Here is a 14,369-nt window from a genome sequence, read left to right as displayed (position 1 = left end):
CACAATGACGGCCCGCAAGGCGATTCCGCGGCTCGGAAGCGGAGTCTGCCCAGAGCAAGCCGCGCAAGGACGCTCGGCGATTCCGAGTGAGGTCACGCATGGGGAAGCACCGCAAGCAGCAGCACTACCGCCGGTTCGTCATCGCCGCCGCCGTCGTGGGCGCCGTGGGCGTCCCGTCGGTCGCCATGGCCTGTGGCGACTGGCAGGACGGCGAGGCGGGTCAGCCCTCCCCCGCCCCCGCCGGCGCCGCAGCGGCGGCGTACACGGCCGGGCCCTGGCAGTACGGCACCCCGGTTCCGCACCACCGCCACCACCGCCACCACCACCACGCCGGCAAGACCGCGGCGGCGAAGCCGGCCGCGCCGGTCACCGCCCCGACGGCTCCGGGCACTCCACGGAGCACCGCACCGAAGCCCGCACCCACCGCCACCGCCCCGGCGGCCACGCCCACCGCCACCGTGCCGCGGCCGAGCAGCCCGAAGCCCACCGCCTCCGCGCCTGCTTCCGCGCCGAGCACCCCGCAGCCCGCCGCCACGGCGTCCTCGGTCGTCGCGCGCATCGTGGAGCTGGTCAACGCCGAGCGGAGCAAGGTGGGTTGCTCCGCCCTGACGCTCAACGCGACCCTGACCAAGGTGGCGCAGGCGCACAGCGACGACATGGCGGCCCACCAGAACATGTCCCACACCGGGTCCGACGGGTCCTCCCCCGGGGACCGCATCACCGGCGCCGGCTACGCGTGGAGTTCCTACGGCGAGAACGTCGCCTACGGATACGCCACGCCCGAGGACGTCATGGCGGGCTGGATGGCCAGCCCCGGACACCGCGAGAACATCCTCAACTGCTCGTTCAAGGAGATAGGCGTCGGCCTCGCGCAGCCGAACAGCTACTGGACGCAGGACTTCGGAACCAGCCGCTGAGCCGGTGACACGGCGGCCCCGGCCGCCTACCGACGAGAGCCTCGGCCCCTTCGCGGGGCCGGGGTTCTCACTCGTCGGAGTCGGGCTTGCCGCGGGCCGCCGCGTACGCCTGGGCCGGGGTCATCGGGACGCCGTTCAGTTCGACCGTCCGGTACGGGCTGACCTTGGCGCAGGTCTTGGCCTGGTCGGCGGTCTGGGCGTGGGCGCCGCCGACCGCGGTCTTGGCGTCGGCGGACGAGGACGCGCCGCCGGGGTAGCCGGTGCCGCTCGGCCAGTCGCCCCCCACCACCAGGATCAAGCCGCTGCCGGTGCCCTGCTTGAGGTGCGAGCCGGGCAGGCCGAGGGCCTTGGCGGCGGTCTTCGCCTCGGCCTTCTGGCCGGGGCCGTAGGTGAGGGTGGTGGTGGCCGCCGCGCTCGGCGCGTTCGCCGTGGTCGTGGCCGGGCTGAAGCCCTGGTCGGCGAGCGCGGTGGCGACGGCGGAGGCGCGGCCGGTGATGCTCGTGCCGTTCTCGACCGTCACGGCGATCCGGGACGCCGGCACCGCCGGGGCGGTGGCCTTCGCGGTCGCGGCGGCCGCGGCGGACTTCCCGCCGGAACCGGTCGTCAGGGACCGGTCCTCGGCGATGGTGGCGAAGAGGGTCCTCGCGCCCTGGCCCACGACGACCCGGTTGTCGTCGGCCGGGTCGGGGGCGGTCTGCATGGTGGCGAAGGTGATGCGTTTCGCCGGCACCTTGTTGACGTCGGTGGCCAGCCCGATCAGCTTCTTGACGGTGCCGAGGCCGTCGTCGACGGTCAGCGCCTTGGTGGCGGCGTCCGCGAGCTTGTACACCGCGGTGGGGTCGGTGAGGGTGCCGGCGCTCTTGAACTGGCGGATCATCGCGCTGAGGAAGATGTGCTGGGAGATGGTGCGGCCGAGGTCGCTGCCGTCGCCGAAGCCGTGCCGGGAACGGACGAACTCCAGCGCCCCGACTCCCTTCAGGGTGTGGGTGCCCCGGGACAGCTTCAGGTGCGAGTAGGTGTCGTACACGTCGTCGCTGACGCACACGGAGACGCCGCCGACCGCGTCCGACATCTTGACCACGCCGGAGAAGTCCAGTTTGACGAAGTGGTCGATGGGGACGCCGGTGAGGTCGTGCACGGTGGCCACCTGGCAGGCGGGACCGTACTGCAGCGCGCTGTTGATCTGGCCGTAGTAGCCGGTCGTCGCCTTGCCGGTCGCGGGGTCCTTGCAGGCCGGGACCTTGGTCATGGTGTCGCGGGGGATGCTCATCACGGTGGCGTTCGAGCGGTCGGCGGATATGTGGACCACCATCTCCACGTCCGCGTTGCTGCCGGTCTGCACGCCGGTCTTCGAGCAGCCGCCGCCGAGTTCGCAGTCGGCTTTGCTGGTGCGGCCGTCCGAGCCCATGACCAGGATGTTGATCGGGGTGCGGCCGAACGCGTCGGCCTTCTCCGCGCCGCCCTTGCCGTCGAGCGAGACGCTGTGGATGTTGCCGTTGAGGTGCTCGTAGAACCACCAGCCGGCGCCGGCGGTGGCCACGATGACCCCGGACAGGCCCACCCCGACGATCTTCAGGGCCCGCCTGCCGCGCCGTACCGGTGCGGCCCTGCGGGCGCCCTTGCCGGTGCGCGCGCGGGACGCCTGCCGGGCGGCCGCCCGGCCGCCCGCGGGACGTATCGTCTCGGATCCGGCCGTGCGCTGCTGGGGCATCTCCAGGTTACGGCTGCGCGTGGCCTGGCCGCCCGGGCCGTCCCACGGGTCGCTCATCTCCCACTCCCATGACCGGTCGGGCTCGGCGGACCGGCCGTCGGGAGGCGGGCCGGGCGTGCGAGGCGGTGTCAGCGCAGGCAGCGCGGCACGGGCCCCGCCTGATCGCGTAGTTGCGCAATCTAACAAACCCATGGCCGAAACAGCACAGATCCTGTGCGAATTCACAGGTGAGGGTTCTCTCGCCGGCGTCGCCGCGGCGCCCGTAGCCGGCGTTTCGGCCATCCCTCCTCCGGCCGACCGCCGTTGCGGGGCAAGGGCCGGTGCACGGCGGAGGCGGTGTGACGCCCGCGGTGCCGGGGATCGGGACACGTCCGAAACACGTGTGTTCGATCGTGCGTGCCGGGTCGTTGAGCCGCGTGAACAGCGGATGCGATGTCAGGGGGTCACGTTGACGCAGGCCGACGCACGCGAGCAGCAGGACACGGCTCCGCCACCGCCGCCGCCGGCGGAGATCCGGTACAGCGGGCAGTACTCGGTCAACCCGCTCGCCGAGGTCTCCTTCGGGCGGATGTGCGCGCAGATCCCGGCGGTGCTGGCCCGGATCGCCCGGCTGTCGTGGCGCACCGACCGCCGGGCGGTGCAACTGCTGGCCGGCTGCCAGGTGGTGACGGGCCTCTCCGCGGCGGTCCAGCTCGCCGCGACGGCCCGGGCGATGGGCTCGGTCCTCGGTGCGGGAACGGTCGGGCAGCGGCTGGGGGCGGCGTGGCCCGCCCTCCTGGTCCTGGCCGTGGCGGCCGCCCTGGGCCGCGGCGCGACCGCGGTGTCGGCGTACGCCGACCGCCGGATCACCCCGCGGCTGACCACGGAGACCGACAGCGCCCTGGTGGAGGCGGTGTGCCGGGTGGAGGCGGCGGCCTACGCGGTCGACGGGTTCACCGACCGGCAGGAGGCGGCGGAGATGGGGGTGATGCGGACCCTGGTGATGGTGGCCGACGCCCAGCGGTTCCTGTCCGCGCTCATCCGCATGGTCACCGCGGGCGGGGTGCTGTCCGTGCTCAACCTCGTGATGCTGCCGCTGCTCCTGCTCGCCGTGCTGCCCGCGGGGATCGGCGCGGTGCTGACCGCCCGGGTGGACTACGAGATCCACTACGCCAACGTGGCCGACCGCAACGTGCGCGGGATGATGCGCTGGTGGGCCACGACCTCGAAGTACGGTGACGAGGTCCGCGCCAACTCGATGACGGACTACCTGGTGTTCTGGTACCGGTCGCTGTCCGACCGGTGCGACCGCCGCACGCTGGCGGCCGCGCCGCGGATGCTGCGGATCGCGCTGCTCACCTCGCTCGCCGGCGGGGTCTTCCTGGTGGCCGCCTGGGGCGCGCTGGCCTGGCTGGCGGTGACCGGCCGGATCGCGCTCGCCATCGCCGCCACCGCGGTCGTCGCCGTCCAGACCACGCTCGCCGCCCTGTCGCAGGTGGTGGTCAACGGCGCCGCCGTCTTCCACACCAGCCTCTACCTCGGTGACATGCAGGCGTTCCTGGACGACGCGGCGGCACGGGCGCCGCGGCGGGGACAGCGCGACATCGGCGGACCGGTCGAGGAGATCCGGCTCGAGGAGGTGGTCTACCGCTACCCCGGCAAGGACCGGCCGGCCGTGGACGGCGTGTCCCTGACGCTGCGCAAGGGCACGATCCTCGCGATCGTCGGCGTCAACGGCTCGGGGAAGTCCACGCTGACGCGGTTGCTGACCGGGATCTACCTGCCCGACAAGGGCCGTGTCAGCTGGGACGGCACGGACCTCGCCGACGCCGACCCGGCCACGGTCTGGGCCAGGACCGGCCTGGTGCCGCAGATCTTCGCGCAGTGGCCGCTGCGGGTCCGGGAGAACGTCACCCTCGGCCAGCCCCGCACCGGCGACGACGGGCCCGTCTGGGAGGCCGTCGACGCGGTCGGCATGCGGGAGGCGGTGGAGGCCCTCCCCGCGGGGCTGGACACCCTGCTCGCCCGGGACATCTTCGGCGGGGCCGAGCTCTCCGGCGGCCAGTGGCAGCGGCTGGCCTGCAGCCGCGCCCTGTACCGCCGGCCCGAACTGCTCATCCTCGACGAGCCGACCTCGCAGATGGACCCGCGCGGCGAACACGGCGTCTTCGAGCGTGTCAAGGCCGTCGCCGCCGACCGGATCACGGTCGTGGTCACGCACCGGCTGGAGAACACCAGGATCGCCGACCACATCGTCGTGCTGGAGGACGGCCGCATCACCGAACAGGGTTCCTACGACGACCTCGTGCACGCGGGCGGCACCTTCGCCGAGCTGCTGGAACTCTCCCACGACCGCTGAACGCGCGCGGGCCGCGCGGCGAGGGCGCTCGGGCGGGGCTCCCGGGCGGAGCTTTCGAACGGGGCAAAACGGGCACGCGGTCGGGGTACCGATGCCGACCGAGAGACGGTGCCGCGATGGCCGAGTACGAACGCTCCCGCACGATGGCCGCGGAGCCCGAGCAGGTCTTCGACCGGGCCGCCGACGTCGGGCAGCTCGACGCCTGGCTGCCGGACGACCTGCACGTCCGGGCCGAGGAGCCGCCCGCCGTCACCGTGCACGAGGACCACCGGGACCACGACACCTCCGCCGTGCTGCGCGCCGAGGGCGACCAGATGCGGCTCGAGTGGGGCACCCGCGAGCAGGGCGGGTACGCCGGCTGGCTGCAGGTCGCGGGGATCGGCAGCGGCGCCAGTGAGGTGACCGTGCACCTGTCCTTCTTCGACGCCGGCCACGACCCGGGCGAGCAGCGGGTGTGCGAGGCCCTCGACCGCAGTCTGCTGCGGCTGGAGGAGCGGGTGCGGACTCGGGGCGGCGACCCGGCGGGCTGAGACCGGGCGCCCGGCCCCACGAGCCCAGGTGTCGGACCGGGGTCCGGGGGCATCGGCTGAAGTATGAATGCACAGGCATGGGCAGCGGGTGGACGGGGCGGGGCGCGCCGTGCGGCGGACAGCCCGGCGATGGCCGCGGCGGCGCGCGCGGGTTTCGCCGCCCGCGGGCTGATCTATCTCCTGGTGGGGGTCATCTCCCTGCAGATCGCCTTCGGTGGTGACAGCGGCGGCAAGCAGGCCGACCGCGGTGGGGCGCTGAGCGAGCTGGCCCAGCGGCCGTTCGGGTCGGCGATGCTGTGGATCGTCGGCATCGCGCTCGCCGGCATGGCGCTGTGGCGGCTGTCGCAGGCCGTGTTCGGCGGCGCGGGCACGGACGGGGGCAAGCCGTCCAAGCGGGCCATGGCCGCCGGCCGGTTCGTCTTCTACGGCGTGGTGTCCTGGTCGGTGCTCTCGTACGCCGCCGGCGACAAGGGCAGTGGGAGCGGTTCCTCCGACCGCCGTACCGACGACATGACCGCCACGGTGCTGGGGTGGCCGGGCGGCCAGTGGATCGTCGGGATCGCCGGAGCGGCCGTGGTGGGCGCCGGGCTGTACATAGCGGCCCGGGCCGTGATGAAGAAGTTCCGCAAGCACCTGAACACGGCGGTCATGTCCGCGAAGGCGCGGAAGGTCACCGGCTTCTTCGGTGTGGCGGGTGGCACGGCCCGCGGGATCGTGTTCGCCGTGGCGGGTGTGTTCGCGCTGGTGGCGGCGGTCCGGCACCAGCCCGGCAAGGCGAAGGGCATGGACGACACCCTGCGCGCGTTCCGGGATCTGCCGGCGGGCCCGTGGCTGCTCGCCGTGATCGCGCTCGGTCTGGCGGCGTTCGGCGTCTTCTCCTGGTGCGAGGCCCGCTGGCGCAAGCTCTGACGTCCCGTCAACGGCGGTACGGTGGCGGGGACATGGCCCAGCGGATGGTCCGGGTGAGCAGGTGACCGGCCGGGCGCACCGTGACGTCCTCGACGAGGGGCACACGGGGCAGCCGCAGCAGCGTCCGGGCCCAGGAAGGCAGCAGGGTCACCCCGGCCGCGGCGAGAGCGCCGTACAGGGGGCGGACGGCGAGCGGCAGCGGAGGGTCGAGGAGCAGGAAGCGGGCAGCGGCCCGGGCTTCGGGAGTGAGCCGGAGCTCGGGCCGGTACGCGTTCAGCCGTGCGGACAGGGTGCGCCGGTCGCGCGGCGGGTCGGTGACACCGAGGGCCTCGGCGACGCGCGCGGTGTCGGCGACGTAGGCGTCGTAGCCCGCCGGGTCCAGCGGGTGGGAACCGTAGCGCCGGTGGGCGCGCAGGAAGCACTCCGTCTCGGCCGCGTGGACCCAGCCGAGCAGATGGGGGTCGGCGGCGTGGTACGGCTCGCCGTCCCGCGTGGTCCCGCGCACCCGCTCGTGGATGCCGCGGACCTGGTCCACGGCCGCCTGCGCGTGCGCCGCCGTGCCGTAGGTCGTCACGGCCAGGAAGGCGCTGGTGCGCTGCAGCCGCCCCCAGGGGTCGCCGCGGTAGCCGGAGTGCGCGGCCACGGCGGCCATGGCCAGGGGGTGCAGGGACTGCAGGAGCAGGGCGCTGAGCCCGCCGGCGAACATGGCGGCGTCGCCGTGCACGACGCGGATGGGGCGGTCGGGCGCGAACCAGCGGGGGCCCGGTGTGTCGTGAATGCGGGCGCGGGTGGCGGGTCCGTCCGGACCCGCCACCCGGCGGAAGAGCAGTGCGCCCAGCTCGGCGCGGACGTCCGGCAGCACGAGTCACTCCCGTCTCTCGTCCCGCCCGCCGCGACCGTTCGTCAGCGGGGGACAGGCACATCGTCTCGTTCCCGGTCGGACCGGGGCCACACGTAGGGCAGATCGTCCGGTGTCCCGGGGAAGGCCGGCGCGTAGGTGTCGGGGTCCTTGCGGACGAGCGCGGAGCGGTGGCTCAGGTGGAAGGCGTCGTCGCCGAGCCAGGGCGGCAGTTCCCCGGCGGCCGCGAGGGCCGGCTGGTCGCGGACGGGAGCGCCCGGGCGGACGTGGGCGAGACCGGCGACGAGGGAGGCCGCGCAGCTGTCCTGGTGCCCCTGGTCCCGCCAGACCCGGCAGATCTCCAGCCCGTAGCGGACGAGTGCCTCCTCGTACCCCGTCCACATGCGTACGGCGGGATGCCGGCGCCACCCGTATCCCGGCACGGTCAGGCCGCGCAGGACCTGGAGCGCCTCGACCCGCTGTTTGCCGAGGCGCCGGCGGTCCAGGAGCAGGGCGGACCGGTGGAAGTCGGGGTCGGGCAGGAATGTCTGCATGGCGGCCCTCCTGGTACCTCGCCGGCGTCGCCGTCCCGGGCGGGTCGGTCGCCCCGCCGAGTGCCCGGAGGGCACCGGCCGGAACCGGTGCAGCGGACCGACCCGGCGGTTCGCGCCTCCCGGGTGCGGGGGCCGCCGATCCGGCCGATGCTGGAGCAATGGACGGGAAACGCCCCGTGATCGTGCACCTGCCGTCCCCGACCGGCGGCCGCCGGGTGCGGGTCGACGGCGAGATCCTCGGCCTCGCGCACAGCGTGCGGGACCTGGTGGAGTTCCTGCGCCGGGCGGGACTGGAGATCGAGCCGGAGGAGGTGGCCGACTCGCCGCTGATCGACTGGCGCGGTGTGGGACCCGACCGGTGGGAGGCCGAGTCCCGGGCCTGACCTCGGGCGTCACGCACCGGCCGGGCGGTACAGGACGGGCAGGTCGGCGGGGCGCACCCGCAGGGTCACCGGCAAGGTGGCCTCGACCTCGCCGTCGGCGCCGTAGGGGACGGGCCGGGTGGCCTCGATGCGCAGTTCCCGGCCGCGCAGGACGCGCACTTCGGGGCGGCGCAGGTGGGCGCCGGTCTTCAGCTCGTTCATCAGGGTGAAGAACAGCCGGCGCGGCGCCTCGCGGATCAGGACGACGTCGAGCAGTCCGTCGTCGACCCGTGCGCCGGGGGCGATGAGGCGGCCGTAGCCGTAGTAGGGGGAGTTGGCGGCCACGACGGTGTAGCCGCGGTGCGGGTGCTCCTCGCCGTCGACCGTGACGCGGTAGTCGGCCGGCCGCCACTGGGTGACGGCGCGCAGGCCGCCGGCGTAGTAGGAGGCGGCGCCGCGCAGCAGCCGGCTGTCGTTCGCGTGCCGGTTGGCCAGCGCGTCGACGCCCGCGTACACGCTGCCCAGGACCACGGTGCGGTGGTGGGCGGCCGACTCCACCTCGATGGTGTCGACGTGCCGGGGTTCGGCGTGCAGCAGGACGTCGGCGAGGTCGGCGGGGTCGCGGGGCAGGCCGAGGGCGCGGGCGAAGTCGTTGCCGCGGCCGGCGGGGACGAGCCCGAGGACGGTGCCGGTGCCGCTGAGCGCTCCCCCGATGCCGCCGGCCATGCCGTCGCCGCCGACCGCGAGGACCACCCGGCCGCGTTCCCCGGCCCGCCGGGCGATCTCCTGGGCGTGGGTGAGGCTGTGGCTGTACTCCGTCTCCAGAGCGGCCCCGGCCTCGCGGAGCAGGCGGGCCACGTGGAGCAGCGCCGCGGCCCCGGTCGAGTCGCCCGCGGTGGGGTTGACGACGGCGGTGAACTGTCGCATCGGTGTGCCTCCGGGGCAAGCGGTCCGGTCGGGGTCAGTCGGTGGGGAGCAGGACGCCGGGGTTGAGGATCCCCTCGGGGTCGAGGCGCCGCTTGACGGCCTGGAGGGCCGCGATGCCCAGCGGTCCGGCCTCCCTGACGTACCAGTCGCGGTGGTCGGTGCCCACCCCGTGGTGGTGGGTGATGGTGCCACCGGCGGCGAGTACGGCGTCGTTGGCGGCGTGCTTGGCGGTCGCCCAGTGTGCCACCGGGTCCTCGCCCTGGGCGCTGACGACGGTGAAGTACAGCGAGGCGCCGTTCTCGTACACGTGGGAGATGTGGCACATCACCAGGGGCGGGGTGCCGGCCCGGGTGAGGGCGTCGGTGAGCGCGGTGCGCACGCCGTCGTAGAGGCCGGGGACGGCGGACCAGAACGCCGCCGTCTCCAGTGTCTCCGCGAAGGCGCCGGCGTCCAGCAGGGCGTCGCGCAGGTAGGGCGCGGAGTAGCGGCCGTGGGCCCAGCGTTCGCCCGGTTCGGCGCCCAGGAGGGTGCCGCCGCAGGCGGTGAGGACGGCCGCGGCCTGTGCGCGGCGGTGCGCGGTGTCCTCGGCGGTGCCCTCGTAGCCGGTGATCGCGAGGCATCCGGCGTCGCTGTGCGCCGCTCCCGCGCCGATGGCGTCGGGCTGGGCGAGGCCGATGAGCGTCTCGGTCTCGTCGGACAGGCGCAGCACGGTCGGGCGGGGTCCGTCCTGGGCGAGGCGGCGCAGGGCGGCGGCTCCCACGTCGAAGGAGGCGAACCGCCAGCCCTCGTAGTGGCGCGTCTCGGGCAGCGGGCGGATCCGTACGAGGACGGAGGTGATGACGCCGAAGGCGCCCTCGGAGCCGAGGACCAGCTGGCGCAGGTCGGGTCCGGCGGCGGAGCGGGGGGCGCGGCCCGTCTCGACGGTTCCCTCGGTCGTGGCGAGGGTGAGGCCGAGCACCATGTCGTCGAAGCGGCCGTACCCGGCGGAGGCCTGGCCGCTGGAGCGGGCGGCGGCGAAGCCGCCGATGGTGGCCCACTCGAAGGACTGCGGGAAGTGGCCGAGGGTGAAGCCGTGCCCGGCGAGCAGGGCCTCGGCCTCGGGGGCGCGCAGGCCGGCCTGGAGGACGGCGGTGCGGGAGACCGGGTCCACGGCCTGCAGGCGGTTCATGCGGCGCAGGTCGAGGGCGACGAAGGGGCGGCGTTCGGGGGCGAGTCCGCCCACGACGGAGGTGCCGCCGCCGAACGGGACGACGGCCAGGCCGTGCGCGGCGCAGGCCCCGAGCACGGCGAGGACCTCGTCGTGGGAGGCGGGCAGGACGACGGCCTGCGGGACGTCGGAGACGTCGCCTGCGCGCAGGCGCAGGAGGTCGGGCGTGGACTTGCCGCGGGTGTGGCGGATGCGGCTCTCCGCGTCCGTGCGCACGTGTTCCTCGCCGCCGGCCGCACGGGCCAGCGCCGCGAGCGCGGCGGGGTCCGCCGTGGAGCCGGGCAGACGGATGTCCTCGAGCGCGAGCGGGGGTGCGCTGCGCGGCTTGACGCCGAGCAGGTCGCGCAGCAGTCCGGTCACCGTCTCGGGCAGCGGGGCCGCCTTGGCCGGGTCGCCCCAGCCGTTCCACAGCATGTCCATCGAAGGCTCGTCCTCACGGTTCGGTGTGCCCGGGTCGGCGCGGCGGCGTCGGCCGCCCGGCCCCCGGGGCGTTACACTGTGACACATGACGCCTATTCGTCACAACGGTGAGGACACCCCGGGCAGCGACCCCGTGCTCGACGCGGTGCGCGACTGTGTGCTGGCCGTCGGAGTCCGCCGCACCACCCTCGCCGACGTGGCGCGCCGCGCCGGCGTGTCCCGGATGACGCTGTACCGGCGCTGGCCCGACCTGCGCACGCTGGTGGGCGACCTGATGACCCGTGAGTGGATCGGCGTGGCGACCCGCGCGATACCCGAGCCGGCGCCCGGTACGCACACCCGCGCCCGGATGGTGGCGGGACTGGTGGCGGGGGTGGAGGCGTTCCGCGCCCACCCGCTGTTCCGCAAGATCGTCGACGTGGATCCCGAGCTGCTGCTGCCCTACGTCCTGGACCGGCGCGGGGCCAGCCAGGAGGCGCTGCTGGCGCTGCTGGCCGACGCGCTGCGCGAGGGCCACGCGGACGGGTCGGTGCGGGTCGCCCCCGTCGAGCGGCAGGCCCGCGCGCTGCTGCTGATCGTGCAGTCCTTCACCCTGTCCCTGCGCACGATGACCGACGAGGACGACCCCGCCCTCGACTCGGCCGCCTTCCTCGGCGAGCTGCGCACCCTCCTGGAGAGGACCCTGACGCCATGAGCACCGCCACGGCTCTGCCCGGCTCGTCCCTCGACGCGGCCCGCCGTACCCGGGAACTGGCCGAGGCCGCGGACGGCCGGATCGCCGACGTCCTGGTCGTCGGGCTCGGCGCCACGGGCGCGGGAGCCGCCCTGGACGCGGCGGCCCGCGGGCTGGACGTCGTCGCCGTCGACGCGCACGACCTGGCCTTCGGCACCTCCCGCTGGAGTTCCAAGCTGATCCACGGCGGGCTGCGCTACCTGGCCTCCGCGCAGTTCGACGTGGCGCACGAGAGCGCCGTCGAACGCGGGGTGCTGATGACCCGCACCGCCCCGCACCTGGTGGCCGCGCAGCCGTTCGTGCTGCCGCTGACCCCGCTGGTGTCGCGGGCCCAGGCCTCGCTGGCGTGGGCCGGGTTCCGGGCGGGTGACATGCTGCGGCTGGCCGCCCGGACCCCGCGGCGGGTGCTGCCCGCGCCGCGCCGGCTGTCGGCGGCGGAGGCCCGCCGGCTGGCGCCCCCGGTGCGCCCGGACGGCCTGCGCGGCGGGCTGCTGTCCTGGGACGGGAAGGTGACCGACGACGCCCGCCTGGTGACCGCCCTCGCGCGCACCGCCGCCGTGCACGGCGCCCGGGTGCTCACCCGGGTCAGGGTCCTCGGGCTGACCGGCACGGGCGCCCGCGTCCGCGACGAACTCACCGGCGAGGAGGGCGAGATCCGGGCCCGGGCCGTGATCAACGCCGCCGGTGTGTGGGCCGGCGACCTCGCCGGCGGCATCCGGATCCGCCCCTCCCGGGGCACCCACCTGGTGCTGCGCTCGGAGCGGCTCGGCGTGCTGCCGGCGGGCCTGCACATCCCGGTCCCCGGCGAGACCAACCGCTTCGTGCTGGTGCTGCCCCAGGGCGACGGGCGGGTCTACGTCGGCCTGACCGACGAGCCGGTCGAGGGACCGGTCCCGGACGTGCCCGAGGTGCCCGAGAGCGACATCGGCTTCCTGCTGGACGTGCTCGACTCGGTCCTGGAGGTTCCGGTGCACCGCGACGAGGTCGTCGGCGCCTTCGCCGGGCTGCGGCCGCTGCTGGACACCACCGGCGACGACGGCCCGGCGCGCACCGCCGACATCTCCCGCCGGCACGCCGTGCTGACCTCGCCCGACGGTGTGACGACCGTCGTCGGCGGCAAGCTCACCACCTACCGGAGGATGGCCGAGGACGCCGTGGACGCCGCGACGCGGGCCCGGGGCCTGCCCGCGCGCCCCTCCCCCACCGCCGCGCTGCCGCTGGCCGGTGCCGCCGCGCCCGCACGGCTGCGCGCCCTGCCCGTGGCCCGCCGGCTCGTGCGCCGCTACGGCACCGAGGCACCGGCCGTGCACGCCCTGGCCGAGCGGGACCCCGCCCTGGCCCGGCCCGTCCTGCCGGGGCACCCGGTGACCCGGGCCGAGCTGGTGTGGGCCGCCCGGCACGAGGGCGCCCTGGACGCGGCGGACCTGCTGGACCGGCGCACCCGGATCGGCCTCGTGCCGGAGGACCGCGCCGCGGCGCTCGCCGTCGCCGAGGACCTGCTGGCGCGGACGGCCGAGGAGATCAGGTCAGCGAACCGGTGTTGACGAGGTCGCCGGTGGCGGGCCGCGGGACGGTGCCGCTCGCCGGGGGCTCCTCGTGCCGCTCCACCCAGGCCGTCAGCGCGGTGAAGGCGGCCCGGTAGCAGGGCAGGATCGGCCGCAGCCGGTCCGGGTAGGTGTCGTAGAGGCTGTCGACGTGGGTGCCGCCCTCGATCCGGTAGTAGCGGTGCAGCCGGGAGCGGCCCTGCCCGGCGATCATCCCGGCGTAGACGTCGGACTGGACGCGGATGGGGATCAGGGCGTCCAGGGTGCCGTGCAGGGTGATCATCGGCTTGCCGATGCGGCCGGTGAGCGAGATCCGGGCCACCGCGTCGTGGACCTCGCGGGGCCGCGCCGCGTAGTCGTAGGCGGCGTCGGAGGGGCACGGGGCGAAGATCTCCTCGGCGGTCGTACCGGCCGAGGCGCCCGGGCACGCCGGGTCGTAGTCGAAGTCGAGGGCCGCGCGGTAGATCTTCTGGGTCAGTCCCCAGTACGCCTTCTCGTGGTACGGCCACAGGAACTCCGAGCCCCGGGCGAAGCCGGCGGCGTACATGTCCTCGTCGCCGGCGCGGCCGAGCTGGCGGGCGACCGCGGTGGGCAGAAAGGTCAGCAGGTTCGGCCCGTCGGGCCGCCACAGCGGCCCCTCCCAGTCGACTCCGCCGTCGTACAGCTCGGGGTGGTTCTCCAGCTGCCAGCGGGTGAGGTAGCCGCTGTTGGAGATGCCGGTCATGTACGTGCGGCGCGGCGCGTGCCCGTAGTACTGGGCCACCACGGCCTTCGCCGCCCGGGTGAGCTGGGTGGTGCGCCGGTTCCACTCGGCGAGGGCGTCGCCGGGGCGGCTGCCGTCGGTGTAGAAGTCGGGGCCGCTGTTGCCCTTGTCGGTGGCGGCGAACGCGTAGCCCTGGGCCAGCGCCCAGTCGGAGACCAGGGTGTCCATCGCGTACTGCCTGCGGACGCCGGGGGCGCCGGTGACGACCAGCCCGCCGTTCCAGTCGTCGGGCAGCCGGAGCACGAACTGGGCGTCGTGGTTCCAGCCGTGCGCGGTGTTCAGCCGGGAGGAGTCGGGGAAGCAGCCGTCGATCTGCACGCCGGGCACGCCGGACGGGTTGTGGGTGCCCTGGGCGGCGAGTCCCGCCCAGTCCGCCGGGTCGGTGTAGGGCGTGCCCGTCAGGGCGCTGGTCGTCAGGTCCGCGTGGCGGGAGACCTGCTGCCGCTCGGCGCCGGGGACGGTGATCCGGCGCCGGCCGGTCCGGCCGCCGTCGGCCCGGGCCTCGGTTGCGGGGGTGACCGCCGCGGCTGCGAGCGCGGCGGCGGACAGGAGCGTGGTTCGTCGACTGGGGCGCATGCGGCCCATCGTTGGGGACGTGGCGCGCACACGACCATGG

13 protein-coding genes are annotated in these 14,369 nt (G+C 75.0%); 7 read left to right on the top strand and 6 right to left on the bottom strand.

The features are described 5' to 3' along the window. Positions 1-98: 98 nt before the first annotated feature. Entirely contained in the window at positions 99-917 is an 819-nt protein-coding gene (locus AQJ66_RS29160) for a CAP domain-containing protein (RefSeq protein WP_061928070.1), read from the top strand. 67 nt (positions 918-984) lie between these two features. Here AQJ66_RS29160 and AQJ66_RS29155 read toward each other — a convergent pair whose 3' ends face one another. Further along, the gene (locus tag AQJ66_RS29155; protein WP_244162968.1) at positions 985-2,685 is read right to left on the bottom strand and encodes an LCP family protein; all 1,701 of its coding nucleotides are present in this window, start codon (positions 2,683-2,685) and stop codon (positions 985-987) included. 370 nt (positions 2,686-3,055) lie between these two features. Here AQJ66_RS29155 and AQJ66_RS29150 point away from each other — a divergent pair, with 370 nt between their 5' ends. The 3 genes from AQJ66_RS29150 (at position 3,056) to AQJ66_RS29140 (ending at position 6,405) form a co-directional block, all read left to right on the top strand. Further along, on the top strand, positions 3,056-4,966 hold the full coding sequence (locus AQJ66_RS29150; RefSeq protein ID WP_167359193.1) for an ATP-binding cassette domain-containing protein: 1,911 nt from the start codon (positions 3,056-3,058) through the stop codon (positions 4,964-4,966). Positions 4,967-5,082: 116 nt separating this feature from the next. Beyond that, positions 5,083-5,496 (top strand): SRPBCC family protein, encoded by a 414-nt coding sequence (locus AQJ66_RS29145; protein WP_061928066.1) that lies wholly within the window; start codon positions 5,083-5,085, stop codon positions 5,494-5,496. 129 nt (positions 5,497-5,625) lie between these two features. After that, entirely contained in the window at positions 5,626-6,405 is a 780-nt protein-coding gene (locus AQJ66_RS29140; RefSeq protein ID WP_061928064.1) for a DUF1206 domain-containing protein, read from the top strand. Positions 6,406-6,412: 7 nt separating this feature from the next. Here the strand turns inward: AQJ66_RS29140 and AQJ66_RS29135 are convergent, their stop codons facing one another. Together AQJ66_RS29135 and AQJ66_RS29130 are read right to left on the bottom strand one after the other, a co-directional pair. Beyond that, positions 6,413-7,267, bottom strand: a complete 855-nt coding sequence (locus AQJ66_RS29135) for an oxygenase MpaB family protein (RefSeq protein WP_061928062.1) — start codon at positions 7,265-7,267, stop codon at positions 6,413-6,415. Positions 7,268-7,308: 41 nt separating this feature from the next. Then, a complete protein-coding gene (locus AQJ66_RS29130; protein ID WP_061928060.1) occupies positions 7,309-7,797 on the bottom strand; it encodes an MSMEG_6728 family protein in 489 nt (162 codons plus the stop codon). A 158-nt stretch (positions 7,798-7,955) separates the two neighbouring features. Here AQJ66_RS29130 and AQJ66_RS29125 point away from each other — a divergent pair, with 158 nt between their 5' ends. Further along, the gene (locus AQJ66_RS29125) at positions 7,956-8,180 is read left to right on the top strand and encodes a hypothetical protein (protein ID WP_208611479.1); all 225 of its coding nucleotides are present in this window, start codon (positions 7,956-7,958) and stop codon (positions 8,178-8,180) included. Positions 8,181-8,189: 9 nt separating this feature from the next. On the opposite strand, the gene AQJ66_RS29120 is transcribed toward AQJ66_RS29125, so the two are convergent. After that, a complete protein-coding gene (locus tag AQJ66_RS29120) occupies positions 8,190-9,086 on the bottom strand; it encodes a YegS/Rv2252/BmrU family lipid kinase (RefSeq protein ID WP_061928058.1) in 897 nt (298 codons plus the stop codon). A 34-nt stretch (positions 9,087-9,120) separates the two neighbouring features. Then, positions 9,121-10,713: an FAD-binding oxidoreductase gene (locus AQJ66_RS29115; protein WP_061928056.1), complete on the bottom strand. Its 1,593-nt coding sequence runs from the start codon at positions 10,711-10,713 to the stop codon at positions 9,121-9,123. An 85-nt stretch (positions 10,714-10,798) separates the two neighbouring features. On the opposite strand from AQJ66_RS29115, the gene AQJ66_RS29110 reads away from it, so the two are divergent. Then, the gene (locus AQJ66_RS29110) at positions 10,799-11,407 is read left to right on the top strand and encodes a TetR/AcrR family transcriptional regulator (protein WP_061928053.1); all 609 of its coding nucleotides are present in this window, start codon (positions 10,799-10,801) and stop codon (positions 11,405-11,407) included. Beyond that, positions 11,404-12,990 (top strand): glycerol-3-phosphate dehydrogenase/oxidase, encoded by a 1,587-nt coding sequence (locus AQJ66_RS29105; RefSeq protein WP_061928051.1) that lies wholly within the window; start codon positions 11,404-11,406, stop codon positions 12,988-12,990. The genes AQJ66_RS29110 and AQJ66_RS29105 overlap by 4 nt, the downstream gene beginning before the upstream one ends. Here AQJ66_RS29105 and AQJ66_RS29100 read toward each other — a convergent pair. After that, positions 12,968-14,329: a tannase/feruloyl esterase family alpha/beta hydrolase gene (locus AQJ66_RS29100; protein WP_208611478.1), complete on the bottom strand. Its 1,362-nt coding sequence runs from the start codon at positions 14,327-14,329 to the stop codon at positions 12,968-12,970. The genes AQJ66_RS29105 and AQJ66_RS29100 overlap by 23 nt on opposite strands. Positions 14,330-14,369: the final 40 nt, after the last annotated feature.

Origin of the sequence: Streptomyces bungoensis (assembly GCF_001514215.1) — a bacterium.
Lineage (GTDB): Bacteria > Actinomycetota > Actinomycetes > Streptomycetales > Streptomycetaceae > Streptomyces > Streptomyces bungoensis.
Note: the sequence above shows the minus strand (reverse complement) of the source record. Positions and strands in the feature narration are given on the sequence as shown.

What these genes read in the sequence shown, in the direction of transcription:
- AQJ66_RS29155 (WP_244162968.1), bottom strand. Translation starts at nt 2,685, where the DNA reads ATGAGCGACCCGTGGGACGGCCCGGGCGGCCAGGCCACGCGCAGCCGT.
- AQJ66_RS29110 (WP_061928053.1), top strand. Translation starts at nt 10,799, where the DNA reads ATGACGCCTATTCGTCACAACGGTGAGGACACCCCGGGCAGCGACCCC.
- AQJ66_RS29120 (WP_061928058.1), bottom strand. Translation starts at nt 9,086, where the DNA reads ATGCGACAGTTCACCGCCGTCGTCAACCCCACCGCGGGCGACTCGACC.
- AQJ66_RS29150 (WP_167359193.1), top strand. Translation starts at nt 3,056, where the DNA reads ATGCGATGTCAGGGGGTCACGTTGACGCAGGCCGACGCACGCGAGCAG.
- AQJ66_RS29125 (WP_208611479.1), top strand. Translation starts at nt 7,956, where the DNA reads ATGGACGGGAAACGCCCCGTGATCGTGCACCTGCCGTCCCCGACCGGC.
- AQJ66_RS29130 (WP_061928060.1), bottom strand. Translation starts at nt 7,797, where the DNA reads ATGCAGACATTCCTGCCCGACCCCGACTTCCACCGGTCCGCCCTGCTC.
- AQJ66_RS29160 (WP_061928070.1), top strand. Translation starts at nt 99, where the DNA reads ATGGGGAAGCACCGCAAGCAGCAGCACTACCGCCGGTTCGTCATCGCC.
- AQJ66_RS29115 (WP_061928056.1), bottom strand. Translation starts at nt 10,713, where the DNA reads ATGGACATGCTGTGGAACGGCTGGGGCGACCCGGCCAAGGCGGCCCCG.
- AQJ66_RS29140 (WP_061928064.1), top strand. Translation starts at nt 5,626, where the DNA reads ATGGCCGCGGCGGCGCGCGCGGGTTTCGCCGCCCGCGGGCTGATCTAT.
- AQJ66_RS29145 (WP_061928066.1), top strand. Translation starts at nt 5,083, where the DNA reads ATGGCCGAGTACGAACGCTCCCGCACGATGGCCGCGGAGCCCGAGCAG.
- AQJ66_RS29105 (WP_061928051.1), top strand. Translation starts at nt 11,404, where the DNA reads ATGAGCACCGCCACGGCTCTGCCCGGCTCGTCCCTCGACGCGGCCCGC.
- AQJ66_RS29100 (WP_208611478.1), bottom strand. Translation starts at nt 14,329, where the DNA reads ATGCGCCCCAGTCGACGAACCACGCTCCTGTCCGCCGCCGCGCTCGCA.